We start from the raw sequence: 25,268 nt of genomic DNA, 5'->3' as shown, positions 1-25,268 counted from the left end.
TCCCGTTTGCAATTTCGCGACCGCAACTTATTCTCATAGTGAATTTTTTTTCTTCTGGGTCAAGTCTCTCTTTACTTTTCGGGGCCTCCCGTAGGATAGTTTTGCCATATTGCCGGTGCATAAAGCGGCCCTTTCAGGGCATCGAAACGACCGTGCATTGGGTGGGAGCTGAGATGGACACGTCCGGACGATTTGCAGGCACCCTGATGCCGCCGCGGCCCAGCACCATACTGCGGCCGGGCATGCCGGCGCTGCCGGCCGGCGTCGAGCGCTATCGCGTCAAGGGACGTGGCACGACGGTGGTCAAGGTCACAGCCGGCGACCGGGTCGTCATCAAGGATGTCGAAGGCGGACAACTCTGTGAAGTGAGCTTCGTCGATGCCGGCGGCCGGTTCAATGCGGCGGGGCTCGGCGTCGCGTTTTCGCGATCCGCTGATGGTCTTCAGGAAATTCTCGGGCGGGACGAAGACAGCGCACGACGGACGCTCGCCGCATTGAAACGGCGCAATATCGACCCTGCGGGCGCTCAGGCGCTGGTGCTGTTTGGGGAAAGCTCCTCGCCAGGTGCCTCGGCCGAGTTAACGATCGGGCTGGACGGCCTGCTGATCGTCGCGGCCCCGGCGCCGCCGATGGACGCGGAAGCACAGAACACCGCGACCGCGCTGGAACTGCGGATCGCCCGCTCCACAATCGAACGTACTTACGAGGACATGCTGCCGGAGCCGATGGCCGATCCGATACAGGATCTGCGCATTCAGGCGGCGCGGGCTTCGGCCTATTTCGTGCGGGCCGGTGAGTTCATTCAGGTCATCGACGTTTCAGGCCGGCAATGTACGGATTTCCAGGCCTTTTCGGCCCGCAAGGTCGACAAGGGACTGGATCTGGCGCTCGATGCGACGGTGACGCGCACGCTTCTCGGGCGCAGCTACCCGATGCCGGGGCTGCCATCGAAGGCGTTCGACCGGGATTTCGAGCCGCTGGTGGAGATCGTGCAGGATACGGTCGGGCGTCATGATGCCTTCGCCACTGCCTGCAACTCGCGCTACTACGACGACATGGGTTATCCGGGGCATGTCAACTGCACGGATAATTTCAACCACGCGCTGGCGCCCTACGGCATTGCGCCGCGCAAGGGCTGGGAAGCGCTCAACTACTTCTACAACACCAATGTCGATCATCATAACCAGCTCTATCTCGACGAGCCCTGGTCGCGGCCGGGCGATTATGTGCTGATGCGGGCGTTGACTGATCTCGTCTGCGTCTCGTCGTCCTGCCCGGACGATATCGATGCGGCGAACGGTTGGGACCCGACCGATATCCATGTCCGCACCTATTCGGACAAAGAAAAATTCTCGCGCGCCGTCGCCATCCGAATGACCCCCGATGCAGAGCCCGAAATGACCCAGGAAACCGCCTTCCATCCCCGCCTCTCAGGTCTGACCCGCAATCATGTGGAATATCGCGGCTATTGGTTGCCGAACCGCTTCAACAATGAAGGGGCGATCGAGGAATACTGGGCCTGCCGCGAAAACGCCGTGGTGATGGACCTGTCGCCACTGCGCAAATTCGAGGTAACGGGGCCGGACGCCGAGGCGCTGCTGCAATATTGCGTCACACGCGATATCCGCAAGCTCTCGCCGGGCCAAGTGGTCTACACGGCCATGTGCTACGAGAACGGCGGCATGATCGACGACGGCACTGTGTTCCGGCTCGGCCAGAACAATTTCCGCTGGATCGGCGGCGATGACGTCAGCGGCATCTGGCTGCGCGAGCAGGCGGAGAAGATGGGCTACAAGGCCTGGGTGCGCTCCTCCACCGACCAGATGCACAACCTCGCCGTCCAGGGACCGAAGAGCAGGGACATCATCAAGGAGATCATCTGGACCGCACCGGCGCAGCCGTCGATTGGCGAACTCGAATGGTTCCGCTTGGCTGTCGGCCGCATCGGTCATTTCGAAGGCGCACCGGTCGTCGTTTCGCGCACCGGCTATACGGGCGAACTCGGCTACGAGATCTTCTGTCATCCGAAGGATGCCCTTGCCGTGTTCGATGCTGTCTGGGAGGCCGGCCAGAAGCACGGGCTGAAGCCGATGGGCCTGGAAGCGCTCGACATGGTGCGCATCGAAGCCGGTCTGGTGTTCGCCCATTATGATTTCTCCGACCAGACCGATCCGTTCGAAGCCGGCATCGGCTTTACCGTGCCGCTGAAGTCGAAGACCGAAGATTTCATCGGCCGCGAGGCGCTGATCAAGCGCAAGGAGAACCCGCGCTACAAACTGGTCGGTCTCGATATCGACGCCAACGACGCCGTCGGCCACGGCGACACGGTGCATATCGGCCGGGCGCAGGTGGGCGTGGTTACCAGTTCGACGCGTTCGCCAATCCTGAAGAAGACGATCGCGCTGGCACGGATGGACGCCCTGCATTCGGAAATCGGCACCGACGTCGAGATCGGCAAGCTGGACGGCCAGCAGAAGCGGCTACCGGCGAAAATCGTGCCGTTTGCGCACTACGATCCGCAGAAGCTCAAGCCGCGGTCATAGCTTCAGAAGACGGACGCTCCTTGCGGGAACGACTGCGAGGATGAGGACGGTATCTGTCGCCTCCTCGTAGAGAATGATGTGGCTCTGATGCGTGTGCCGCCGCACACGCTCGCCGATCGATGGGATGAGCCTGCCCATCTGTGGACGCGACGCTATCAACTGAAAACAGCGTACCAATTCACCCTTGTAACGACGGGCCTGGGTGAGACCGAACATCTCGATGCCATCGAGAAACAGGGCGAGCAAGTCATCTTCGGCACGCTCTGTCAGCGTGTAGCTAGTCACGCACGACGCCCCTTGCTCTGGCAAGGCGCTCTGCATTTTCGAAAATCTCGTCGACGCTTTGTTTGCCGGGTCCGCTCGACCGGGATTCCAGAACGATCTGGCGCAAGTCGTCGATGGTCAATTCCTGATCTCTGCGGGAACGATCGCGGCGCACGAGATCGCGCACATAATCGCTGGTACTCGCGTACTCGCCCTTGCTGATCTGGGCTTCGATCCATTCTTTCATGGGATCGGGCAGGGATATGGTCATGGTCGCCATGCAGATACTCCTTTGGGGCATCCTATCATGGATAAGAACAAATCACAAAAACGCTTATTGTGAGCCACGCAGTACGTCGAAACGTTGCTCTCAGGAGCAGACGGCCTTCAGCCCGATTTGCTCTGCGTTGTCGCAATCTGCCTTGCGACCGCCTCGGAATCATTGGCAAGGGCACGCATTTCCGAGGCGAGCACGGCGAAGCCGGCACCGGCCGTGCCGGCGCGCGCTGCCTCGATGCCGGCATTGACGGCGAGCAGTTTCAGCGAGCGCAAAGAGTGCAGGATTTCGGCAGTGCGCGAGGCAGTGGCGCGCATGTCGGCGGTCTGCTCGTCGATGCGTTGGTAGAAGGATTCGATGTTGACGATGCTGCCTTCGAGATAGAGCAACTCGCCGTTGGTGCCCCAGACGCCGCCGCCGGTTTCGGTAACCCAGAGATAGTGACCCTTGTTGTGGCGGATGCGGTATTCGAGCGTCCAGTCGGTGTGGTTTTCCAGCGCCTTGCCGACCGCCGCGTCCATGGCCGGTACGTCATCCTCGCACATGATGGAAGTAAAGGCGCGCACACGGTTGCCGACGATCTCGTCGGTCGGATAGCCAAAGATCCGCTGGATGCCGTCGGTCATCTCCAGCATCGTGTAATGTTCATCCGCCCGGCACCGGTACAGAAAACCATTCATGCGACCGAGAACGCTGCTCAGAAAATCCATGGGAACCTGGCGGTTGCTGGAGGGCGAATGAAACTTCGTCATTTTAAACCACGAGCCGAAGACCAAAAAGGCCTTCGGCTTTGTCGTCGTCGAACCAAAATCAGTTCTTCAGATAGACCTCGAGCGTATCGTCCATAGCCTCAAGCCACGGCGTATGATGCTTGGGTGCGAGGGTGCCGGTCATCAGCGACTTGTAGGCGTTGTCGCGGAAGCCCATGATGTTCTCGGCCTTGTGGTGCTCCCATTCCATGAAGGTCTTGTTGGTGCCCTCGACGTCGAACTTCGGATAGTCGGTGTGCTCCAGAAGCTCGATAACATAGTCGCCCTGGAACCAGATCATCTGCTCGGCATCCTCAAGCGTTTCCTCACGGGCGCGCCATGTGTCGAAATGCGCCTTCATCTCCGCCTTCGAGGGCAGGTCGATGCGGCCCATGATGACGTCGCGGGCATACCAGGCCTGGGCGTCGAACATGTTGAAGGTATAGAACTGGTCCTGCATGCCGATATACATCAGCTGTGGATTGTCCTCGTAGACGACGCCCTTGTAGAGGTTGTCGGACCACAGGCGGTTGGCCGTCTTCAGGCGCAGGTCGTCCGGCAGGAACGGGAAATGGTGGAGGTAACCGGTGCAGAGGATCAGGGCATCGACCTCCTTGGTTGATCCGTCGGCGAAGTGGGCCGTCTTGTTGACGAGTTTCTGCAAGAGTGGCCGCTCCTCGAAGCGCTCCGGCCATTTGAAGCCCATCGGCTTGGAACGGTAGCTCGTGGTCACCGATTTCGCGCCGTATTTCCAGCATTGCGAACCGATGTCCTCGGCCGAATAGCTGCGGCCGACAATCAGCACATCCTTGTCCTTGAACTCCAGAGCATCGCGGAAATCGTGGGCATGCAGCACGCGGCCGCCAAAGGTCTTCACGCCTTCGAAATAGGGCACGTTCGGTGTCGAGAAATGGCCGGAGGCGACGACGACATAGTCGAATTCTTCGTCATACATCCGGTCCTCAACGCGGTTGTGCGCCGTCACCGTGAACTTCTTCGTCGCCTCATCGAACCGCACCATGCGAACGGGTGTCGAGAAGCGCACCCATTTGCGCACGTCGGCCTTTTCGACGCGGCCTTTGATATAGTCCCACAGCACCGCACGGGGCGGATAGGAGCCGATCGGCTTGCCGAAATGTTCCTCGAAGGAGTAGTCGGCGAATTCCAGGCATTCCTTGGGTCCATTCGACCAGAGATAGCGGTACATGCTGCCATGGACCGGCTCGCCATATTCATCGAGCCCGGTGCGCCAGGTGTAGTTCCACAAGCCGCCCCAATCGGCCTGTTTTTCGAAGCAGACCACTTCGGGGATTTCCGCACCCTTCTGGGCGGCGGACTGGAAGGCTCTCAATTGAGCAAGGCCCGATGGCCCCGCGCCGATCACCGCTACTCTGGTCATATGTGTCTGTTCCCTTTTATATCGTTGTAAGCTTTGTGAAGACCTTCAATCCGGATGGATGCCTGCAGTTGTCGGTGCCCCATCGTCATATTTCGCCAGCCAGTCGATCATGATCGGCCGGTTGCGGGTCAGACCCTTGTAGTCGGCGATCTCAGGCGGCAGGCTTTTCAGGACGCGCGGCAGGCGGCGGCCCCATTTGGGAACGGTCACCAGTTCGTTCAGGCTGATCAGGTAACAGCGGATGACGAAGAGGATGGCGTTGGAGCGCGGCAGGCGCCAGAGGCTCTGCAACTCGACGCGCAGGTGCATCTTGTCGCCGACATTCTCCGGCGTCACCGTCGTGCGGTCCGGCCCCCATTTATGATAGTTTTCCGGCGACGTATCGAGCCGAGGATTGACCGTCATCGTCCAGTTGAGGCGGCGGGTCGGCTTGCCCTGTTGCAGGTTGAGCAGGAATTTCAGCGCCCGGTCGAACACGCCGATCTGGTGGGCGAGCGGTACGGGACCATGCCATTCCATGAAGTTCATGCCGATGTCGAAATCCAGCGACCAGTCGGCCTGAGTGGTCACCATGCCGGCATCCATCCAGAGATTGTTGTCGCGCTGGTCGACGATGCAGAAATCGCCCTGGGCCTGGCGGGTGATGTATTCCATCGGCGGGTGGGGAAGCGTTGCCGGATCGCCGAAGGTGAAGGTGTCGTCGATGCCCATCGGCCGGTTGATCCAGCGCCAGCGGTCGCCGTCCTTCGTCAGCGTGAAATGCTCCGGGTAATCCTGTGCCTGATGCTCCATGATGAGCTCCAGCACGTCCCATTGCGCCGCCATCATGTGCGGCAGCGCCTGGCAGCGCAGCGGATCGTCCTTCAGCACCATCGCCCGGTCCTGCATCTCGGCGACATAGTGTTCGTCGACATCGATCAGGTTTTCGAAAACGCTGTCCGCCTTGCCCCGGATATGCGGCTCCATGTTGACCGAATACATGTATTCGTCGCGATCGAAGGGGAAGGGAAAGCGCTTGATGTTGTAGAGGCTGTTGCGGAAGGTGAAGTCGTCGCGGAACGTTTCGCTCCTGAACGTGATGGTCATCTGTCCGGTCCCCTTAAGCTACAATTGAAGAACGAGTTGCTGGCCCTTGAACCGCGAGACGCAGATCATGACCTTCTTGCCGGACGCCTTTTCCTCATCCGACAGGTAGATGTCGTTGTGCTGCAATGTGCCATCACAGGAGAGCACCTCCGTCTCGCACTGGCCGCAGGCGCCGCCGCGACACATGTAGGGGGCGTCGCAGCCATGGGCCTCGGCCGCTTCCAGAATGCTCTGGTGCTCACCGACGGTCATATGGATGTCGGATTTTTCGAGAAATACCTGGAACGGCAGGCCGGCGGGCGGCGCAAGGAACCGTTCCGAATGCAGGTTTTCCTTCGGCCAGCCGGCTTTCAGCCCCGTCATCAGAACGCCGTCGATCATGCCGGCGGGCCCACAGACATAGAGATGCGTGCCGAGCGGCTGGTTGTCGGCGATCTCGGCAACGGGGATGAATGACTTTTCCTCGTCGACATAGATCTTGATGCGGCGCGGGCCGTAGCGATCGAGCAGTTGCTGCCAGTAGGCGCCGTGCGAGCGCGAGCGGATGGCGTAGTGCAGTTCGAACGGGATGTTGTCGCGGCTGAACTGCTGCATCATGGCGATGAACGGCGTGATGCCGATGCCGCCGGCAATCAGGATGTGCTTGCGGCCGCGATGGTCCGGCGCGAAGAGGTTGACCGGCTGGCTGACGGTCAATTGATCGCCGGGGCGCACCTGTTCGTGCATGAAGATCGAGCCGCCGCGGGAATTGGGAACGCGGAGCACGCTGATTTCATAGGCGCTGTTGTCGTCGGGGTTGGACATCAGCGAATAGGGATTGCGCCGCAGCAGTCCGTTGTCGTTCATCGAGACGACGACATGGGCACCGCCGGAGAAGAACGGCATGGGATGGCCGTCCAGCCGCTCGAAGCGGAAGCGCTTGACCAGATCAGTCACCTGCGTCACCGCGGCGACCCGCACAGGCATGTCTGTGTTGAGGCTCACGGGAACATCTCCTCAGGTTCTGGGGCCGTACCCGGTTCTTCTGCATCGATGTTGACGCCCTGGAAGGCGCCAAGCCGTCTGGAGTAGTGATCGCGCACCAGAAGCGGCAGACCACAATGACTACAGGCAAAGGGGCTGGTCGTCACATTGTCGGTGATGCCCTTGCAGTGCACGCATTGCACGCGGCGTGCCGTCGAACCGCGATGTTCGGTGTGGATCGAATGGTAGTCGATGCCATATTCGATCGCCACCTGCATGATCTGGCCGATAAAACCCTCGGTGCCGGCGATGGAGAGCCGCGTTCCCATCCGGGCCTGCTCAAGACAGGCGCGCAGGCGAAAGAGCAGCGGCTGAAGCGTCGGCGCCTGCCAGAAGACATCGGGCGCGAGCGTCGAAAGCGTCACGTCATAGGCCTTGGGGGCCGCACCCGCCGCCAGATAGAGGATTTCCGACTTTGCCAGGAAGTCGTTGCCCTTGGCCCCGACCTGATCGATCAGGGCCTGAGCCCCTTCGCCCTCGAGGACGAAGAGGTGGCGTTTGGCATGGGGATCAATGTCGAGCCCCTTATATTCCGGCCTGCTTTTGATCCCTTGTACGAGCATGCCGATATCCTCAGCCTTGCGCCGTCCGTTTCGTCTTCTTTGGATCGTCGAAGGTGATGGTGTGGGCGATGGCCGGTGCGTTGACGGTCTTGCCCTTCACTTCGAGCTTGGTGCCCTGCACGGCATAGGGAACGTCGACGCGCATGATCGCCATGGAGCGGTTGGTGAGCTTGGAATAGGACGGGCAGGTGATGACGCCCACCTTCTTGTCGCCGGCCCAGACCTCGTCGCCAAGATCGGTCGGACCATCGGCCTCGACCAGCAGGCCGAAGATCTTGAAGCGCTCCTTGCCCTTGAGGCGGGCATGTTCCTCGGCACCGCGGAAGCCGGTCTTGCCGGGGCTGACGGTGAAATCGAGGCCGAGTTCCCACAGGCTGTCGCCAGGCTGTTCGTTGGCGAAGGGATACATCTGCGAATTGTCGTAGGGATAGAACAGCAGGTAGCTTTCGACGCGCAGCATGTCGAGTACGCTGAAGCAGACGGGGATGATGCCCATCGCCTTGCCTTCATCGACGATCCGGTCCCAGACCATGCCGGCATCCTGGCCGCGCACGAAGATTTCGTAGCCGCGCTCGCCGGTATAGCCGGTGCGCGAGATCATCACCGGCGCGCCGAACAAAGTCGTCTGCATGTGATGGAAATATTTGAGGTCGCGGATGCCGGGCACGTATTTTTCGAGATAGTCGACGGCGAGCGGGCCCTGGAGGGACAGGTCGTGCAGGTCGTCATCGAACAGCACGGCGCAATTGCGGCCCTGTGCCTGCTTGACGATTTCCTCGAAGCCGGAGCCCGAGCCATGCACCAGCATCCAGGAATTGGGACCAGTGCGGTAGACGATGCAATCGTCGGTGAAGTGGCCGCGGTCGTTGAGCATGCAGGCATAGACCGACTTGCCGGGATAGACCTTCGTCATGTCGCGGGTGGTGATATATTCCAGAATGGCGATCGCATGCGGGCCGACGAGATGGACCTTCTTCAGGCCCGAGACATCCATGATGCCGGCCTTGGTGCGCACGGCGATGTGCTCTTCGTAGATGTCCTTGTCGTAGGTCCAGGCGGTTCCCATGCCGCTCCAGTCTTCGAGGTTCGATCCGAGTGCCCGATGCCTGTCTGCAAGGGCGGAAAAACGCCAGCTAAGACTCATATTCTCGTTCCCATTTTCTTTTGCGGAATATTTATTTCCTGAGTATATCGCCGCTGTTCAAACTCGCAAGAGTGTTAAAACTGGTATCTCCATTGTTCTTTGGCATCAGTCTAGAAATGCGGCGGTTCACGGCCCGATGCGCGATAGGCGGCGATCACGGTGTTGGCCATCAGCATGGCGATGGTCATCGGCCCGACGCCGCCCGGAACCGGGGTGATCGCACCGGCAACCTCTAAAACCTCGTCATAGGCAACATCGCCCACCAGACGGCTCCTCCCCTCGCCGCCCTCCGGCGCATCGATGCGGTTGATGCCGACATCGATGACGGTGGCGCCCGGCTTCACCCAGTCGGCCTTCACCATTTCCGGGCGACCGACAGCGGCAACGAGGATGTCCGCGTTGCGGCAAACACCGGCAAGGTCCTTCGTGCGCGAATGCGCGATCGTCACCGTCGCATTGGCATGGAGCAGCAATTGCCCCATCGGCTTGCCAAACAGGTTGGAGCGGCCAATGACGACGGCTGTCAGACCCGCCAGATCCTCGCCATGGATGGAGCGGACGAGACGCATGGCACCTGCCGGTGTGCAGGAAATCAGGCCGGTCGCCAGATCGCCGGTCGCAAGCTTGCCGGCGTTGACCACATGCAGGCCATCGACGTCCTTCTCCGGCCTGATCGACTGGATGATCGGCTCGGCGTCGAGGTGCTTCGGCAGGGGCAGTTGCACCAGGATGCCATGCACGGCGGGATCCGCGTTCAGCGACGCGACAAGGCTTGCGAGATCCTCTTGCGTGGTCTCCTCCGGCAGCGTGTGCTGGGTGGAGTTGAAGCCGCATTCCTTGGCCAGGCGACCTTTGGCGCCGACATAGGCGTGGCTTGCCGGATCATCGCCGACGATAACGACCGCAAGCCCGGTCTTCACCCCGGTTTCCTCTTCAAGTGTCGCGGTCGCAGCCTTCACAGCCTCGGTCACCGACGCCGCGACTTTCTTCCCGTCAATACGCGCCGCGATCCCCATGGTTCAACCCATACGCTCTGACGCGTAGCTGCCGGGGCTCGGCGGGAAGACGATCGTCTTGTTGCCGTTCATGAAGGTGCGGTGGTGGATGTGCGCGTGCACGGCGCGCGCCAGAACCTGGCTCTCCACGTCCCGGCCGATCGACACATAGTCCTCCGCAGACTGCGCATGCGTGATGCGCGCCACGTCCTGCTCGATGATCGGACCCTCGTCGAGGTCCTCCGTCACATAGTGCGCCGTCGCACCGATCAGTTTTACGCCGCGCTCGAAGGCCTGCTTGTACGGGTTCGCCCCCTTGAACGACGGCAGGAACGAGTGGTGGATGTTGATGATCCGCCCCGACATCTTCTTGCACACCGCATCCGACAGCACCTGCATGTAGCGGGCAAGCACGATCAGCTCCGCACCGGACTGTTCCACCACCTCCATCAGCCGGGCTTCGGCCTGCGGCTTGTTCTCCTTCGTCACCTTGATGTGGTAGAAGGGGATGTCGTGGTTGACGATGACCTTCTGGTAGTCGAAGTGGTTCGACACGACCCCGACAATGTCGATCGGCAACGCACCGATCTTCCAGCGGTAGAGCAGGTCGTTCAGGCAATGGCCGAAGCGCGACACCATCAGCAGCACCTTCATGCGCTCGTCGCTGTCGTTGAAGCGCCAGGTCATGGCGAACTTTTTGGCGACCGGGGCAAAGCCGGCCTTGATGTCTTCTTCCGATACGCCTTCCTGAGAGAGGAAGGTCAGGCGCATGAAGAACAGGCCCGTCTCCAGGTCGTCGAACTGCGACGAATCCGAGATGTAACACCCCTTCTCGGCGAGGTAGCCGGTGATCGCGGCGACAATGCCGCGGGTCGATTGGCACGATACTGTCAGGACGTGGCTTTTCATCGGTTCTTTTCCCGGTCAAACGATTGCCGAAGTGGCGTCTCTTTTCCGAAGCGCCAAGCCTCAGATATCGAGCGTCGTCTGCCGCTCCCAATCCGTGAAATGCGACGCGTAGGCATTCCATTCTTGATGCTTGAGCTTCAGGTAGGCGCTGGAGAACCCCTTGCCGAGCGTAGCCTTCAGATCCTCGTCCTTGTCATATTCCCGCAGCGCATCGAGCAGGTTCAAGGGCAGGCGCGGTGCGTCTGTGACGGTATGGCCTTCCTTGTACATGTCGATGTCGTAGTGGCGGCCCGGATCGGCGTTTTTGCGAATGCCGTTCAGGCCGGCGGCGATGATGATGGCCTGCAGCAGGTACGGATTGACGGCACCATCCGGCAGGCGCAATTCGAACCGCCCCGGCCCCGGAACGCGAACCATGTGCGTTCGGTTGTTGCCCGTCCAGGTCACCGTATTCGGCGCCCAGGTTGCACCGGAAATGGTGCGCGGCGCGTTGATGCGCTTGTAGGAGTTGACCGTCGGATTGGTCACCGCCGCAAGCGCCGACGCATGCTGCATGATACCGCCGAGGAAGGTCTTGCCCTTGGCCGAAAGACCGAATGGCATGGTCTTGTCGGCGAAGGCATTGGTCTTGCCTTCCAGATCCCAGACGGAGATATGGGCGTGGCAGCCGTTGCCGGTCAGCCCCTTGAAGGGCTTGGGCATGAAGGTGGCGCGAAGGCCGTGTTTCTCGGCGACCGTCTTCACCATGAACTTGAAGAAGGAATGTTTGTCGGCCGTCTGCAGCGCGTCGTCATATTCCCAGTTCATCTCGAACTGGCCGTTCGCGTCCTCATGGTCGTTCTGGTACGGCTTCCAGCCCAGTTCGAGCATGTAATCGCAGATCTCGGCGATCACGTCGTAACGGCGCATGACGGCCTGCTGATCATAGCAGGGCTTTTCAGCCGTATCGAACTCGTCGGAAATCTTGCCGCCGTCCGGCGCGATCAGGAAGAATTCCGGCTCGACACCGGTTTTGACCCGAAGACCTTCCTTGGCGGCTTCGGCGATCAATCGCTTCAGCATGACGCGCGGCGCCTGGTCGACCGGCTGGTCGTCCATCACGCAGTCGGCGGCAACCCATGCGACATCCTTCTTCCACGGAAGCTGGATGGCAGAAGACGCATCCGGAAGCGCAAAGAGATCGGGATGGGCGGGCGTCAGATCGAGCCAGGTGGCAAAGCCCGCAAAACCCGCGCCGTCCTTCTGCATGTCGGCGATTGCTTCCGCCGGAACAAGCTTTGCCCGCTGGCCGCCGAAAAGGTCGGTAAAGCTGATCATGAAATATTTGATGCCACGGTCCTTGGCAAAGGTAGCAAGATCGAGTGTCACTGTGTTCCCCTTTGGATTATTCAGACACTTTTTCAAGAAAATAGCCGCCGCTGGCTTGGGAGATCAGACGACGGCCGAAGCTTTTTTAAGGGTTAGAAGCCTCCCTTGCCGGGGATCCAGCTGGTGCCTGCAAGCGGCACCTGCGCCATGGCCGATGCCTCGATCGTCAGCGCAACGAGGTCTTCCGGTTCCAGATTGTGGAGATGGTTCTTGCCGCAGGCGCGCGCGATGGTCTGGGCCTCGAGCGTCATCACCTTGAGATAGTTGGCAAGACGCCGTCCGGCAGCAACCGGATCCAGACGCTTGGAAAGCTCCGGATCCTGCGTGGTGATGCCGGCCGGATCCTTGCCTTCATGCCAGTCGTCATAGGCGCCGGCCGTCGTTCCGAGCTTCTGGTATTCCTCTTCCCAGTGCGGATCGTTGTCGCCGATGGCGACCAGCGCTGCCGTGCCGATGGCAACCGCGTCGGCACCCAGCGCCAAAGCCTTGGCCACGTCGGCGCCGGACCGGATGCCGCCGGAGATGATCAGCTGCACCTTGCGGTGCATGCCGAGATCCTGCAGCGCCTGGACGGCGGGGCGGATGCAGGCCAGCGTCGGCATGCCGACATTCTCGATGAAGACGTCCTGCGTCGCCGCCGTGCCGCCCTGCATGCCGTCGAGCACGACAACGTCGGCACCGGCCTTCACCGCAAGCGCCGTATCGTAATAGGGACGCGCGCCACCGACCTTCACATAGATCGGCTTTTCCCAATCGGTGATTTCGCGCAGTTCCATGATCTTGATTTCAAGATCGTCCGGGCCGGTCCAGTCGGGATGACGGCAGGCCGAGCGCTGGTCGATGCCCTTGGGCAGGTTGCGCATGTTGGCAACGCGGTCGGAAATCTTCTGGCCGAGCAGCATGCCGCCACCGCCAGGCTTGGCACCCTGCCCGACGACGATCTCGATGGCATCAGCGCGGCGCAGGTCGCGCGGGTTCATGCCGTAGCGTGACGGCAGATACTGATAGACCAGCGTCTGGCTGTGGCCGCGCTCCTCGTCCGTCATGCCGCCGTCGCCGGTGGTGGTCGATGTGCCAGCGATCGTGGCACCGCGGCCGAGCGCCTCCTTGGCATTGCCCGAGAGCGCACCGAAGCTCATGCCGGCAATGGTGATTGGGGTCTTCAGGATGATCGGCTTCTTGGCGTGGCGCGCGCCGAGCACGACGGATGTGTCGCATTTCTCGCGGTAGCCTTCGAGCGGATAGCGCGAGATCGACGCGCCAAGAAACAACAGGTCGTCGAAATGCGGCACCTTGCGCTTGGTGCCGGCGCCTCTGATATCATAGATGCCGGTCGCCGCCGCGCGCCGGATTTCCGCCAGCGTATAATCGTCGAAGGTCGCTGACTTGCGTGGCGGGGTATAGGGGTTGTGATAGCTCATGAACGGGTCCCTGCCTTAGTACGCATCAGCGTTATCGATGTTGAAGTTGTAGAGCGTGCGGGCCGAACCGTAGCGCTTGAATTCTTCCGGCGAGACACCCGTAATGCCGGCTCTTTCCAGAAGCTCGGCAAGCAGCTTCAGATGCTTTGGCTTCATTTCCTTCTGGATGCAGTCGGCGCCGAGGCTCTTGACCTCGCCGCGCACGAACAGCTTGGCCTCGTAGAGGGAATCGCCGAGCGCATCACCGGCATTGCCAAGCACCACCAGGTGACCCGACTGGCCCATGAAGGCCGACATGTGACCGATATTGCCCTGGACGACGATATCGATGCCCTTCATCGAGATGCCGCAGCGCGAGGCAGCGTTGCCCTTGATGACAAGGAGGCCACCACGACCCGTGGCACCGGCATACTGGCTGGCATCACCCTCGATGACAACCGTGCCCGACATCATGTTTTCCGCAACACCAGGCCCGGCAGAGCCATGGACGGTCACTGTGCCGCCATCGTTCATGCCGGCGCAATAATAGCCGACGCTGCCGCGCACTTCGACGGTGACCGGCTGATCGATGCCTACGGCAACGGCATGGCTGCCGCGCGGATTGACGACCTCGAAATTCGTATCATTGGTGCCGGGGGCGATAGCGTGAAGCGCGCTGTTCAGTTCGCGCAACGGCGTTGTGGCAAGGTCGAATACGCGCATCGCTTCCAGACTTTCTCGTTTGACGCTGACATCCACGGTTAGGCCGCCTTCTCATGATCCCAGAAATACACGGTGGCCGGCTCCGGCTCCCAGACGCGCGCATTTTCGATGCCCGGCAGGTCGACGAGCGCGCGGTATTCCGAGCCGAAGGCGATATATTGGTCCGTTTCGGCCATTACGGCCGGCTTGCACGCAATGGGATCGCGCACCACGCCGAAGCCGGATTTCGTGCCGACGACGAAGGTGAAGAAGCCGTCGAGATCGTCGAGCGCGCTGGTCAGTGCCTGCCCGAGATCCTTGCCCTTGGCCATCTCGGCCGACAGATAGGCGGCGGCGACTTCGGTATCGTTCTGCGTCTCGAAGGTCATGCCTTCACGCACCAGTTCGCGGCGCAGGTTGTTGTGGTTGGAAAGCGAGCCGTTGTGCACGAGGCACTGGTCGGCGCCGGTCGAGAACGGATGGGCACCAAGCGTGGTGACGGCCGATTCCGTAGCCATGCGGGTATGGCCGATGCCATGCGTACCCGCCATCTGGCGAATGCCGAAGCGGGAAACCACGTCCTTCGGCAGGCCGACTTCCTTGTAGATCTCGACGCTGTCGCCGGACCCCATGACACGAATCTCCGGGCGCTCCTGGCCCAGCAGGTCGCGCACCGCCTGAGCCTTGTCGGCACTGGCTTCGATGACCGCGTGGGTGCTTTTCAGCTCAACGGCAACGCTCGAATCGGCTGGCTTCAATGCTGCTTCAAGCCCGGCAAAATCCTGTTTGGGGTCGGCCGATTGCACGGTGATTTTCGCGCGGCCGTCTGAAGGCGTACCGTAGATGGCGATGCCGGCGCTATCGGGCCCGCGGTCGGTCATGGTGACCAGCATATCGGACAGCATGGCACCCAATTGCGACTCCAGACTTCTGTCCTTCAAAAACAATCCGACAATTCCGCACATGGGGACAATCCTTCGTTTCGTTGATGAAAGATGGATAGCAGGTGCGTTTTTTGATTTCAACTACGAGGAAAGTTATTTTCTTTTAAAGCAATTCTATCGGCATCGTCGGCACTGTCGACTGGCGGTGCGCGCCCGGCGGCTCGCCGAAGGCCGCGCGGTAGGTTCGGGCAAAATGCCCGGCGCTGGAAAACCCGGTGGCGAAGGCAATTTCGGAGATGGAAAGCGGGCTTTGCTGCAATAGGCGCCGGGCGTGATCCAATCGCAGTTTCCGGTATTCGAGCAGGAAGGACGAGCCCATCAGGCTGGAAAAGAGCCGATCGAGGTGACGTGGCGAAACGCCAGCCAGTTTGGCCATGGCCTGCCGGTCGAGTGGCGCCTCGATCGTGGCTTCCATTTTTTCCAGCACCATCAGCAGGCCCGGATGGTTGACCCCGTAACGCTCCGCCAGCGAAGCCCGCTGGGGTGCCCCGGAGCTTTCCACCTGGGTATGCAGGTACCAGTCGCTTACCCTGCGGGCGAAATCCGAGCCCATGCGCTCGGAGATCAGCGCGTGCATCATGTCGAGCGGGGCCACGCCGCCGCCACAGGTGATGCGGTTGCCATCGAGGACATAGCGCGCCTGACGGGGCGCAAGACGCGGAAAGGCCTCCACCAGGGCCGGGGCATGTTCCCAGTGGATGGTGAAGTCGCGATCCTCCAGCAATCCCGCCGCCGCCATCAGATAGGGACCACCGGAAATGCCGCCGATGCGCACGCCGTCGCGGGCAAGCTGGCGCAGGCACGCCAGGACGGCCGGCACGTTCCAGTCGACCGGCGTGCCGCCGGCGCAGACAAAGACGGTGTGGAAACCGGCGCCACGGCCCGGCAGCGGCGTGGAGGGAACGGGAATGCCCGACGAGGTCATCCCGGCATTTCCTTCGACGACATGCGCCGAAAGCGCATAGATATCCCGGCCGGCCAGAAGGTTGGCGGCCCGTAGCGGCTCCACAGCCGAGGCATAGGACATCAGCGCAAATCCTGGGATGAGGATAAAGCCGATCTTCTGGATGTTTTTCAGGTCATCTGAGGCCATGTCTCAATCATGGCCTAAAACGTCTCTTTTCTGCAAGTGCCGAAACGCAATCCTGTCATGATCGGTAGGCTCCACCGGGATTCCATTGCCATGCGCTACTCTGCCTTTTCCGTTTTCCTGAACGCCCTGCGCGGCAACAAGGGCTGGGCGCCAGCGTGGCGCAGTCCGGTTCCGAAGAACCACTATGACGTGGTCATCATCGGCGGCGGCGGGCATGGTCTGGCCACGGCCTACTACCTCGCCAAGGAATTCGGCGTCACCAATGTCGCCGTGCTGGAAAAGGGCTATATCGGCTCCGGCAATGTCGGCCGCAACACCACGATCATCCGCTCCAACTACCTGCTGCAGGGCAACAATCCGTTCTACGAGCTGTCGATGAAGCTCTGGGAGGGGCTGGAGCAGGATTTCAACTTCAACGCGATGGTCTCCCAGCGCGGCGTGCTCAACCTCTATCATTCCGATGCCCAGCGCGACGCCTATACGCGGCGCGGCAACGCCATGCGCCTGCACGGTGTCGATGCCGACCTGCTCGACCGCAACGCCGTGCGCCAGATGCTGCCCTTCCTCGATTTCGACAATGCCCGTTTCCCGATTCAGGGCGCGCTGATGCAGAAACGCGGCGGCACCGTGCGCCATGACGCCGTTGCCTGGGGCTATGCCCGCGGCGCGGATATGCGCGGCGTCGATATCATCCAGAATTGCGAGGTCACCGGCATCCGCCGCGAAAACGGCCGCGTCACCGGTGTCGAGACCAGTCAGGGCTTTATCGGCTGCGGCAAGCTGGCGCTCGCGGCGGCCGGCAATTCCACCGTGGTTGCCGACATGGTCGACCTGAAGCTGCCGATCGAAAGCCATGTTCTGCAGGCTTTCGTTTCCGAGGGGCTGAAACCGTTCATCGACAATGTCGTCACCTTCGGCGCCGGTCACTTCTACGTGTCCCAGTCCGACAAGGGCGGCCTCGTCTTCGGCGGTGATATAGACGGCTACAATTCCTATGCGCAGCGCGGCAATCTCGCGACGGTCGAGCATGTCGCCGAGGCCGGGGTCGCGATGATCCCGGCGCTGTCGCGTGTCCGGGTGCTACGCTCCTGGGGCGGAGTGATGGACATGAGCATGGACGGCTCGCCGATCATCGACCGCACCCACATCGACAATCTCTACCTGAACGCCGGCTGGTGTTACGGCGGCTTCAAGGCCACGCCCGCCTCCGGCTTCTGCTACGCCCATCTGATCGCCAGGAACGAACCGCACGAGACCGGCCGCGCCTTCCGGCTCGACCGCTTCGCGCGCGGCCGGATGATCGATGAAAAGGGCGTCGGCTCGCAACCCAACCTGCACTGAGGACTTCATATGGCCAGCCTGATCGCCTGCCCCCATTGCGGGCCGCGCCCCAAGGAAGAATTCACCGTTCGCGGCGATGCCGGCATCACCCGCCCGGCGCCGGATGCCGGTGAGGACGCCTGGCACGCTTACGTCTACCTGCGCGACAATCCGCGCGGGCGCCACAAGGAACATTGGCACCACACATCCGGCTGCCGCCGCTGGTTGGTGGTCGAGCGCGATACGATGACCCATGCAATCCATGCTGTCACCGATGCCCGCGCTGAGGGAGCGACCGCATGACGTCCTATCGTCTTTCCCGGGGCGGCCGCATCGATCGCGCCAAGCCGCTCGACTTCACCTTCGACGGCAAGCCGATGCAGGGTTTTGCCGGCGATACGCTGGCTTCGGCACTTTTGGCAAACGGCCGCCAGCTCGTCGGCCGCAGCTTCAAGTACCATCGCCCGCGCGGCATCCTGACGGCGGGTGCCGCCGAGCCCAATGCCCTGGTGACGATCGGCGAAGGCGGACGCACCGAGGCCAATACCCGCGCCACGCTGGTCGAGCTCTACAGCGGCCTGACCGCCAAGAGCCAGAACCGCTGGCCCTCGGTCGATTTCGACCTCGGCGCTATTAACAGCCTGCTCTCGCCCTTCCTCAGCGCCGGCTTCTACTACAAGACCTTCATGTGGCCGGCCGCCTTCTGGGAAAAGGTCTACGAGCCGATCATCCGCAAGGCGGCTGGTCTTGGCCGCGCGACCTATGAGCCAGATCCCGATAGCTACGAGAAATGCTGGGCGCATTGCGATCTTCTGGTCATCGGCGCGGGCCCAGCCGGCCTCGCCGCCGCCCTGACGGCCGGCCGCGCCGGTGCCCGCGTCATTCTTGCCGATGAAGGTTTTGAGCCCGGCGGTTCATTGCTGTCAGAAACGGCACCCGTCAGTGGACAATCCGCGAGCGACCTGCTGGCCCAGACGCTGGCCGAGCTGGCGGATATGCCGAATGTCCGCATCTTCTCCCGGACGACCGTCTTCGGCTGGTACGACGGCAATGTCTTTGGCGCCGTCGAAAGCGTGCAGAAGAACACGGCCACGGTAGACCCGAACCGGCCGGTCGAGCGCATCTGGCGCATCGCCGCCAAACAGGCGATCCTCGCTTCCGGCGCAGAGGAGCGTCCGCTGGTTTTCGGCGGCAATGACATTCCCGGCGTGATGATGGCTGGCGCCATGCGCTCCTATCTCAACCGGCAGGCTATCGCGCCCGGAAAGAGCACGGTCATCTTCACCAACGACGCTTCCGGCTACGCGGCCGCCGCTGATCTCGAAGGCGCCGGCCTTGATGTCGCGGCCATCGTCGACAGCCGGCCGGATGCGGCCCGCACATGGTCCGGCAAGGCGCGCATCCAGCCCGACGCCGTGGTTGTCGATGCCAAGGGCGGCCGGAGCCTCAAGGGCGTGACCGTTCTCAGCAACGGCCGCACGGAAACCATCCCGGCGGACGCACTCGGCATGTCCGGCGGCTGGAGCCCGATCATTCATCTCGCCTGCCATCGCGGGGCAAAACCGGTCTGGTCCGATGCCAAGGCTGCGTTCCTTGCGCCGGAAATCCTGGAAGGGCTGACCGTTGTGGGTGCCACCGCAGGCACGGGCAGCATCGACGCCTGCCTTGCAGATGGCGCCGGAAAGGCCGCATCCGTCCTTCAGGCGCTCGGTTTCTCTAAGGCCAGCGCCGCATTCGCCGAAAAGGCCGACACGGCAACCGTTTCCAAGCCGCTCTGGCGCATCCACGGATCGAAAGGCAAGGCCTTCGTCGATTACCAGAACGACGTGCACCTCAAGGACCTCGGCCTCGCGGTCAGCGAAGGTTACGGCCATGTCGAGCTTGCCAAGCGCTACACCACCAACGGCATGGCAACCGACCAGGGCAAGCTGTCGAACATCAACGCCATCGGCATTCTCGCCGAAGCGCGAAAGGTCTCACCGGCCGACGTCGGCACCACGACATTCCGCCCGTTCTATACGCCACTCTCCTTCGGTGCGCTGACCGGCGCTTCCAAGGGCAAGCACTTCCAGCCGGTGCGCAAGTCGCCGCTGCATGATTGGGCCAAGAAGAATGGGGCGGTCTTCGTCGAAACGGGCCTCTGGTACCGCTCGTCCTGGTTCCCGAAGGCGGGCGAAACGAGCTGGCGCGAAAGCGTCGACCGCGAAGTGCTCAATGTCCGCAAGAACGCCGGTATCTGCGACGTCTCGACGCTCGGCAAGATCGAGATTTTCGGCAAGGACGCCGCTGAATTCCTCAACCGGGTCTATTGCAACGCCTTCCTGAAACTACCGATCGGCAAGGCGCGGTATGGCCTGATGCTGCGCGAAGACGGCATGATCTACGATGACGGCACGACGAGCCGCCTTGGCGAAACCCATTTCTTCATGACGACGACCACGGCTTATGCGGCAGGCGTGATGAACCATCTGGAATTCTGCGCCCAGGCGCTGTGGTCCGATCTCGACGTGCAGTTCGCCTCCTCGACCGATCAATGGGCGCAGATCGCCGTTGCCGGGCCGAAATCGCGCATGATCCTGCAGACGCTGGTGGACGAAGACATTTCGGACGCGGCCTTCCCGTTCCTCGGGGCCAAGGAAGTGTCACTCTGCGGCGGCACGCTGATCGGCCGGCTGTTCCGCATCTCGTTTTCCGGAGAACTGGCCTATGAACTCGCAGTTCCGGCCGGGTATGGAGAGGCGATCGCCGATGCGATCATGGAGGCCGGCAAGCCGCATGACATTTGCCCTTACGGTGTCGAGGCGCTCGGCGTCATGCGCATTGAGAAAGGCCATGTCACCCATTCCGAGATCAACGGCACGGTCATCCCGTCCGACCTCGGCTTCGCCAAGATGGTCTCCACGACCAAGCCGGATTTCATCGGCAAGGCGATGCTGTCGCGCGAGGGCCTGACGGCGGATGACCGGCTTTCGCTGGTCGGCGTCAAGCCGCTCGATCCGGCGACGACCTTCAAGACAGGCTCGCATATCCTCTCGGATGGTGCCGTTCCGACGCTCGAAAACGACCAGGGCTATGTCTCCTCCAGTTGCTATTCGCCCAACCTTGGCTCGACCATCGGCCTCGCCCTCGTCAAGCATGGGCCGACGCGGCACGGCGAGCATGTCACTGTCTGGAACGACCTGAAAAACGAATACACCAAGGCCGTGCTGTGCAGCCCGGTCTTCTTCGACCCGGAAAACGGAAAGCTCCATGGCTGATTTTGCGCTCCTTCACCGACCAGCCCTTGCCGATGCCAAGGCCGGCTCGTTCGGCGCTCCGTCAACCGCTGCGCGGATTACGCTCACCACTCTGCCGGAAGGCTATGTGCTGCAGGTTCTGGCCGCGCGCGGAAGCGGCGACCTTGAAGACCTCATCCCGCGGATCGGCGATGGCAGCCCTCATGCGGTGCGTCCCTATGGCCCCGGACAATGGTTCGTCATCGGCGACGCGACCCTTTCCGCTGCGGAAATTTTCGGCAAGACGCCGCTATTGGACGGCAAGGCCTCTATTTCCGATCAAGGCCACGGCCGCATCCGGATCGGCATCGGCGGACGGGCAGTCGAGAGCGTCCTTGCCAAGGGCACGGCCGTCGATCTCGACAGAGTCAGCTTCCCCGTTGGCCAGTCCACCATGACGCTGATCGGCCACATCTCGGCGCTGATCACCCGGACGGACACGGAAAGTTTTGAGCTTCTGGTGTTGCGCGGCTTTGCCGAAAGCCTGTGGGACGAGTTGATCCAGATGAGCCTTGAGTTCGGCGTGGACGCAAGAACGGCGCGGTAGGCAGGCCGCCTGGGCTTCAGTTTTTCCTTAAGAGCACAATCAATTGTTTTGATTCCGCTTCTGCGGATAGCTGATGATTGACAGGTAACGGGCCGGCAGATGAACCAGTTCCTGTGGTCCGTGCGGTGAATCGGCATCGAAGAACAGGCTGTCACCCGGTTGCATGGTGTAGAGCTGGTCGCCGTGGCGATAGACCACTTCACCTTCCAGCATGTGGAGGAACTCCATGCCTTCATGCTGGAACGTCGGGAAGACATCGGACTCGGTCGTCAGCGTTATGAGATAGGGTTCGACCGTGACGCCGCTGGTATTGTTGGCGATGTGGCCGAGCAGGCTGTATTGATGCCCCGCGCGCGTGCCGCGCCGCTCGATGTTCACGCCTTCGCCGGCCTTGACGAAAGTCGCATTGTGCGGCTCCTCGAACCGGCGAAAGAACGCCGTGAGCGGCACGCCGAGCGCCCTGGTCAGGGCTTGCAGCGTGGTCAGCGAGGGTGAGATGTTGCCGTTCTCGATCTTCGACAGCATGCCCACGGAAATGCCCGTTGCGGCGGCGAGGTCGGTGACAGTGATGCCGAGCGCTTTGCGATAGGTGCGAACCTCGTGCCCGATCGCCATTTCCAGATTGTTTTCGCGCGGTTCGCGAATCCGGTGCGGATCCTGGGACAACAGGGCCAGCTTCTGCCCGTCTTTCTCGTTCTTCTCGGTCATCGTTATCTCCTACGAATTATGTTCCTTACAGGAAACATCTCGTTATTCGGAGGAAATTTTTCCGCTGAGTGAAATCGACGCAGTAGCGAAGGGAGCCCTGAAGCCTGTTTGAACCGAGCGCCTGCTGAAGCTTTGCGCTTCGCTAAATGTCAGCGTCGGCGATCGCAACCCTTCGGGCCGCGAAATAGTGATCAACGGCACGACCCAAGACGTGAAGCCGGCGACGTGCTTCATGTCGACATCTCGGCACTGGCGCCGGACATGGTCGTTGCCGAGATAACCCTGGAGTCCGATATATGATGTTGGTCCGTTCTGGCCTAGCCGGATATTCGCTTCTGGCGATGGCGGTCGACACATCAACTTGACGAGCTTCATCACGGTCTCTTCCGTCTTGTGTTTTTCCGGCACCATTTCAATGCCGTTCCGAGGCTCATAGGCCCGCTTCAAGAAAGGATCACTTCGCAGCGGTAGACCAGTTTTTGTGGCGAACGATTCTTATTGACTAACCAGTCAGTTTATATGCTATAAACGGCAATCGGGAGATCCATGGAGAGAACCGAACTTGTATCTCGGCCTGCATTGAGACGCATGAAGAGTACCCGTTAAATTCGCGCTTCTCCTGGTCAACAAGTGACTACAAAACTCACAAAATTCCCGAGTTCATTTTTTCAAAAAGAAAAACTCAACCAGATCGAATTCAACCAGATGATTTAGGAAGAACTGAATTGTCGATTACAACAACAATCCTCTCTTCGAGTAACCGAACCGAACAACCGCACATTCTTAAACTGCTGATTGATGAGCTTATTCCAGGCGACACTTTATGGCCAAAAGCTTCCGAAATCGGCCTAGATAACGTGATATTGCTTCGCCTGTTTGGCGAGGAATCGTCCGCTCTCTTCGAGCAGTTGGCACCCGTTCTCGATTGCAGTTCGGATGGCCTACTTAGTACCGCCTCAGCAAACCGCACCTCGGCGGTCCGACGCTTTGAAGAGCTAAGCCCCGCCCTCTTCGAGAAAATCTATACCGCAGCGGTCCTCGCCTACTACGAGATGCCAGTCGTTGTAGAGGCGATCAGGGCTAGCGGTCGGCCATACTCTGCATCCCCTCATGCAGACGGATATGTCATGCCTGCCTTTGACCATGAACACGATACGCCGCGCCACGGTCGTGGATCTTACATGCGGACCGGGGACGTCACCCCTCTGGATTTGTCATCGCTCGATCTTGATACGGTGACCACACATTGGGGCCTGCAGCGATGAGTGAGGAGAGAATGTGTGACATCCTGATTATTGGCGCTGGAGCGACAGGCGCTCTTGCGGCGCTGGTACTCGCGCAGGCTGGCCTGGATGTGGTTTGTCTGGAGCAAGGGGCCTGGGTGAATGACGACGATCGACCGCATCATCTTGCGGACTGGTCCTGGCAGCGGCGGACCAGATGGAACCCTGACGTTAACAGGCGCGATCATGCCGATGATTTCCCGGTCAAATCCGACTCATCGCAGATTCTGATGTGGAATGGCGTTGGAGGGTCCACCAACGTTTATGGCGGCCTATGGCCTCGATACCGGCCCTCGGACTTCAGGAAAGGCACCGAACACGGGCTTCAGCCAGACTGGCCTATCACCTATGAGGATATTTCCCCTTTTTATGAAAGCGCAGACAGAATCATAGGCGTCTCGGGACTGGCCGGGGATCTTGCAATGCCGCCGCGTGAACGCTGCCCGACAAGGCCACTGCCTGTGTCTGATGTCGCTCGGCGGCTTTCCGCCGGTTTTGACAAGCTGGATTGGCATTGGTGGCCGGTAGAGGCATCAGTCATCTCGGAAGACTATGACGGCCGCCCTGCCTGCAACAACTGCGGCGTATGCAACGGCTGTCCTCGCGGTTCGATGAACGAATTCTCGACTTCGATATGGCCCAAGGCAATCCGTGCCGGATGCGACCTGCGGACCCACGCCCGCGTCTTGAAGATTGAGAAGGGAGCGGATGGGCGAGCAACGGGCGTATATTACATCGATCGCAACTCGGATCAGATCCTGTTTCAAAAGGCACGAATTGTCGTCCTCGCCGCCAATGGCGTCGGAACGCCGCGTCTTCTCCTGGCCTCAAACAATCTGGCCAACAGCAATGATCAGGTCGGCCGGAACCTGCTGCACCACACGCTCGTGGCGTCCGAAATGTGGGTCGATGGTCCCGTCGACGGCCATATCGGCTATGCGGCCTCGCTCATCTCGCGCGAATTCGCGGAGACCGACATATCGCGCGGTTTCGTGAATGGCTTCAATCTGAACTGTGTGACCTCAACCCCCTCTGCGGGCGAACTGGCCGCTGGATGGTTCTCTTCGGCGCGCGCGCCCTGGGGATCCGGCCACCATCAATGGTTCGAAAATCATTTCGGCCGCTCCATTGGTGTCTTTGCGATAGGAGACGATCTTCCCAATCCAGAGAATCGCGTGTCGCTGGACACTGAACAAACAGATTCAGACGGAATGCCAGGGGCAAAAGTGCAGTATGCCCCCGGCGAGAACGACAAGCGCATGATGAACTACATGCTTGATCGGCTGAAGGAGCTTGCGCAGGCATGCGATGCCGTCGAATACTGCCTCCAAGACTATCGTGACGAAGATGGCGTGTACAGAACACCCGCCTGGCACATGCTGGGCACTTGCCGGATGGGTAAAGACCCGGAAACCTCCGTGGTGAACGGCTGGACCCAGAGTTGGGAGGTACCCAATTTGTTCATTGTCGATGGGAGTGTTCTTGCGACCGGCGGAACCGTGAACCCGACACCGACCATTTCTGCAATGGCGCTGCGAACCGCGACCTATATCCGCGACAACTTCGCCCTTCTATCGACGGCCACCAAGCATACGGCAATGGATTGATGTGTCGAATGACTGGAGCGCAATGTCTCCATATGGAAGCATTGCGCTCTGATTTGTCGACGCTGTGCG

24 protein-coding genes are annotated in these 25,268 nt (G+C 60.9%); 7 read left to right on the top strand and 17 right to left on the bottom strand.

Annotated features, from left to right (window positions below; all coding sequences use genetic code 11):
- Positions 1-206: 206 nt before the first annotated feature.
- Positions 207-2,543, top strand: coding sequence for a trimethylamine N-oxide demethylase (locus AC1RT2_RS18825; protein ID WP_493104586.1), 2,337 nt, complete (start codon positions 207-209; stop codon positions 2,541-2,543).
- Here the strand turns inward: AC1RT2_RS18825 and AC1RT2_RS18820 are convergent.
- From AC1RT2_RS18820 to AC1RT2_RS18750, 15 genes are all read right to left on the bottom strand, one after another.
- The gene (locus tag AC1RT2_RS18820) at positions 2,538-2,828 is read right to left on the bottom strand and encodes a type II toxin-antitoxin system RelE/ParE family toxin (protein WP_493104281.1); all 291 of its coding nucleotides are present in this window, start codon (positions 2,826-2,828) and stop codon (positions 2,538-2,540) included. The genes AC1RT2_RS18825 and AC1RT2_RS18820 overlap by 6 nt on opposite strands.
- Complete coding sequence (locus AC1RT2_RS18815) at positions 2,821-3,087, bottom strand: type II toxin-antitoxin system ParD family antitoxin (RefSeq protein WP_444802177.1); 267 nt, start codon at positions 3,085-3,087, stop codon at positions 2,821-2,823. Before AC1RT2_RS18815 ends, AC1RT2_RS18820 begins: the two co-directional genes overlap by 8 nt.
- Positions 3,088-3,194: 107 nt before the next feature.
- Positions 3,195-3,794, bottom strand: coding sequence for a PAS domain-containing protein (locus AC1RT2_RS18810; RefSeq protein ID WP_493104583.1), 600 nt, complete (start codon positions 3,792-3,794; stop codon positions 3,195-3,197).
- A 100-nt stretch (positions 3,795-3,894) separates the two neighbouring features.
- On the bottom strand, positions 3,895-5,232 hold the full coding sequence (locus AC1RT2_RS18805; RefSeq protein WP_069063378.1) for a trimethylamine monooxygenase: 1,338 nt from the start codon (positions 5,230-5,232) through the stop codon (positions 3,895-3,897).
- 45 nt (positions 5,233-5,277) lie between these two features.
- Entirely contained in the window at positions 5,278-6,318 is a 1,041-nt protein-coding gene (locus AC1RT2_RS18800) for a heme-dependent oxidative N-demethylase family protein (protein ID WP_444802174.1), read from the bottom strand.
- A gap of 18 nt (positions 6,319-6,336) precedes the next feature.
- Complete coding sequence (locus AC1RT2_RS18795; RefSeq protein ID WP_493104581.1) at positions 6,337-7,284, bottom strand: PDR/VanB family oxidoreductase; 948 nt, start codon at positions 7,282-7,284, stop codon at positions 6,337-6,339.
- Between the two features lie 14 nt (positions 7,285-7,298).
- Positions 7,299-7,904, bottom strand: coding sequence for a dimethylamine monooxygenase subunit DmmA family protein (locus AC1RT2_RS18790; RefSeq protein ID WP_493104277.1), 606 nt, complete (start codon positions 7,902-7,904; stop codon positions 7,299-7,301).
- Between the two features lie 10 nt (positions 7,905-7,914).
- Positions 7,915-9,048 (bottom strand): aminomethyl transferase family protein, encoded by a 1,134-nt coding sequence (locus tag AC1RT2_RS18785; RefSeq protein ID WP_493104275.1) that lies wholly within the window; start codon positions 9,046-9,048, stop codon positions 7,915-7,917.
- A 110-nt stretch (positions 9,049-9,158) separates the two neighbouring features.
- Positions 9,159-10,058, bottom strand: coding sequence for a bifunctional methylenetetrahydrofolate dehydrogenase/methenyltetrahydrofolate cyclohydrolase FolD (gene folD, locus AC1RT2_RS18780; RefSeq protein WP_493104579.1), 900 nt, complete (start codon positions 10,056-10,058; stop codon positions 9,159-9,161).
- A gap of 9 nt (positions 10,059-10,067) precedes the next feature.
- Positions 10,068-10,952, bottom strand: coding sequence for a formyltetrahydrofolate deformylase (purU, locus tag AC1RT2_RS18775; protein ID WP_444804151.1), 885 nt, complete (start codon positions 10,950-10,952; stop codon positions 10,068-10,070).
- Between the two features lie 60 nt (positions 10,953-11,012).
- A complete protein-coding gene (gene glnT / locus AC1RT2_RS18770; protein WP_069063384.1) occupies positions 11,013-12,320 on the bottom strand; it encodes a type III glutamate--ammonia ligase in 1,308 nt (435 codons plus the stop codon).
- A 92-nt stretch (positions 12,321-12,412) separates the two neighbouring features.
- Positions 12,413-13,741, bottom strand: coding sequence for an FMN-binding glutamate synthase family protein (locus tag AC1RT2_RS18765; protein WP_257946932.1), 1,329 nt, complete (start codon positions 13,739-13,741; stop codon positions 12,413-12,415).
- A 15-nt stretch (positions 13,742-13,756) separates the two neighbouring features.
- Complete coding sequence (locus AC1RT2_RS18760) at positions 13,757-14,443, bottom strand: GltB/FmdC/FwdC-like GXGXG domain-containing protein (protein ID WP_069063795.1); 687 nt, start codon at positions 14,441-14,443, stop codon at positions 13,757-13,759.
- Positions 14,444-14,481: 38 nt separating this feature from the next.
- Entirely contained in the window at positions 14,482-15,387 is a 906-nt protein-coding gene (locus AC1RT2_RS18755) for a class II glutamine amidotransferase (protein ID WP_493104271.1), read from the bottom strand.
- Between the two features lie 82 nt (positions 15,388-15,469).
- The gene (locus AC1RT2_RS18750; protein WP_493104269.1) at positions 15,470-16,459 is read right to left on the bottom strand and encodes a GlxA family transcriptional regulator; all 990 of its coding nucleotides are present in this window, start codon (positions 16,457-16,459) and stop codon (positions 15,470-15,472) included.
- 90 nt (positions 16,460-16,549) lie between these two features.
- Between AC1RT2_RS18750 and AC1RT2_RS18745 the strand changes: the two genes are divergently transcribed.
- Genes AC1RT2_RS18745 through AC1RT2_RS18730 form a run of 4 tightly spaced genes read left to right on the top strand, consistent with a single transcriptional unit; the run spans position 16,550 to position 21,601 of the window.
- Positions 16,550-17,800, top strand: a complete 1,251-nt coding sequence (locus AC1RT2_RS18745; protein WP_493104267.1) for a sarcosine oxidase subunit beta family protein — start codon at positions 16,550-16,552, stop codon at positions 17,798-17,800.
- Between the two features lie 9 nt (positions 17,801-17,809).
- Positions 17,810-18,082: a sarcosine oxidase subunit delta gene (locus AC1RT2_RS18740; protein WP_493104265.1), complete on the top strand. Its 273-nt coding sequence runs from the start codon at positions 17,810-17,812 to the stop codon at positions 18,080-18,082.
- Positions 18,079-21,036, top strand: coding sequence for a sarcosine oxidase subunit alpha family protein (locus AC1RT2_RS18735; RefSeq protein WP_493104263.1), 2,958 nt, complete (start codon positions 18,079-18,081; stop codon positions 21,034-21,036). Before AC1RT2_RS18740 ends, AC1RT2_RS18735 begins: the two co-directional genes overlap by 4 nt.
- Positions 21,029-21,601, top strand: coding sequence for a sarcosine oxidase subunit gamma family protein (locus AC1RT2_RS18730; protein WP_493104261.1), 573 nt, complete (start codon positions 21,029-21,031; stop codon positions 21,599-21,601). The genes AC1RT2_RS18735 and AC1RT2_RS18730 overlap by 8 nt, the downstream gene beginning before the upstream one ends.
- A gap of 39 nt (positions 21,602-21,640) precedes the next feature.
- Here the strand turns inward: AC1RT2_RS18730 and AC1RT2_RS18725 are convergent, their stop codons facing one another.
- Both AC1RT2_RS18725 and AC1RT2_RS18720 read right to left on the bottom strand, forming a co-directional pair.
- Positions 21,641-22,309, bottom strand: coding sequence for a helix-turn-helix domain-containing protein (locus AC1RT2_RS18725; protein ID WP_493104259.1), 669 nt, complete (start codon positions 22,307-22,309; stop codon positions 21,641-21,643).
- Between the two features lie 42 nt (positions 22,310-22,351).
- Positions 22,352-22,756: a hypothetical protein gene (locus AC1RT2_RS18720; protein WP_493104257.1), complete on the bottom strand. Its 405-nt coding sequence runs from the start codon at positions 22,754-22,756 to the stop codon at positions 22,352-22,354.
- Between the two features lie 278 nt (positions 22,757-23,034).
- On the opposite strand from AC1RT2_RS18720, the gene AC1RT2_RS18715 reads away from it, so the two are divergent.
- Entirely contained in the window at positions 23,035-23,574 is a 540-nt protein-coding gene (locus AC1RT2_RS18715; protein WP_493104255.1) for a hypothetical protein, read from the top strand.
- An 11-nt stretch (positions 23,575-23,585) separates the two neighbouring features.
- Positions 23,586-25,199 carry a GMC family oxidoreductase gene (locus AC1RT2_RS18710; protein ID WP_493104253.1) on the top strand — a complete coding sequence of 538 codons (1,614 nt, stop codon included), beginning with the start codon at positions 23,586-23,588 and terminating at the stop codon, positions 25,197-25,199.
- The last annotated feature ends 69 nt before the right edge of the window (positions 25,200-25,268 follow it).

It is taken from the genome of Shinella sp. GW821-FHT11G07, from assembly GCF_058808115.1.
This window is presented reverse-complemented; position numbering and strand designations above follow the sequence as displayed.

Bases quoted from the DNA above. Each gene is read 5' to 3' on its own strand.
- AC1RT2_RS18725 (WP_493104259.1), bottom strand. From the start codon at position 22,309: ATGACCGAGAAGAACGAGAAAGACGGGCAGAAGCTGGCCCTGTTGTCC.
- AC1RT2_RS18755 (WP_493104271.1), bottom strand. From the start codon at position 15,387: ATGTGCGGAATTGTCGGATTGTTTTTGAAGGACAGAAGTCTGGAGTCG.
- AC1RT2_RS18810 (WP_493104583.1), bottom strand. From the start codon at position 3,794: ATGGATTTTCTGAGCAGCGTTCTCGGTCGCATGAATGGTTTTCTGTAC.
- AC1RT2_RS18730 (WP_493104261.1), top strand. From the start codon at position 21,029: ATGGCTGATTTTGCGCTCCTTCACCGACCAGCCCTTGCCGATGCCAAG.
- AC1RT2_RS18795 (WP_493104581.1), bottom strand. From the start codon at position 7,284: ATGCCTGTGCGGGTCGCCGCGGTGACGCAGGTGACTGATCTGGTCAAG.
- AC1RT2_RS18750 (WP_493104269.1), bottom strand. From the start codon at position 16,459: ATGGCCTCAGATGACCTGAAAAACATCCAGAAGATCGGCTTTATCCTC.
- AC1RT2_RS18805 (WP_069063378.1), bottom strand. From the start codon at position 5,232: ATGACCAGAGTAGCGGTGATCGGCGCGGGGCCATCGGGCCTTGCTCAA.
- AC1RT2_RS18790 (WP_493104277.1), bottom strand. From the start codon at position 7,904: ATGCTCGTACAAGGGATCAAAAGCAGGCCGGAATATAAGGGGCTCGAC.
- AC1RT2_RS18740 (WP_493104265.1), top strand. From the start codon at position 17,810: ATGGCCAGCCTGATCGCCTGCCCCCATTGCGGGCCGCGCCCCAAGGAA.
- AC1RT2_RS18710 (WP_493104253.1), top strand. From the start codon at position 23,586: ATGTGTGACATCCTGATTATTGGCGCTGGAGCGACAGGCGCTCTTGCG.
- AC1RT2_RS18735 (WP_493104263.1), top strand. From the start codon at position 18,079: ATGACGTCCTATCGTCTTTCCCGGGGCGGCCGCATCGATCGCGCCAAG.
- purU (WP_444804151.1), bottom strand. From the start codon at position 10,952: ATGAAAAGCCACGTCCTGACAGTATCGTGCCAATCGACCCGCGGCATT.
- AC1RT2_RS18760 (WP_069063795.1), bottom strand. From the start codon at position 14,443: ATGCGCGTATTCGACCTTGCCACAACGCCGTTGCGCGAACTGAACAGC.
- AC1RT2_RS18825 (WP_493104586.1), top strand. From the start codon at position 207: ATGCCGCCGCGGCCCAGCACCATACTGCGGCCGGGCATGCCGGCGCTG.
- AC1RT2_RS18800 (WP_444802174.1), bottom strand. From the start codon at position 6,318: ATGACCATCACGTTCAGGAGCGAAACGTTCCGCGACGACTTCACCTTC.
- AC1RT2_RS18785 (WP_493104275.1), bottom strand. From the start codon at position 9,048: ATGAGTCTTAGCTGGCGTTTTTCCGCCCTTGCAGACAGGCATCGGGCA.
- AC1RT2_RS18765 (WP_257946932.1), bottom strand. From the start codon at position 13,741: ATGAGCTATCACAACCCCTATACCCCGCCACGCAAGTCAGCGACCTTC.
- AC1RT2_RS18815 (WP_444802177.1), bottom strand. From the start codon at position 3,087: ATGGCGACCATGACCATATCCCTGCCCGATCCCATGAAAGAATGGATC.
- AC1RT2_RS18745 (WP_493104267.1), top strand. From the start codon at position 16,550: ATGCGCTACTCTGCCTTTTCCGTTTTCCTGAACGCCCTGCGCGGCAAC.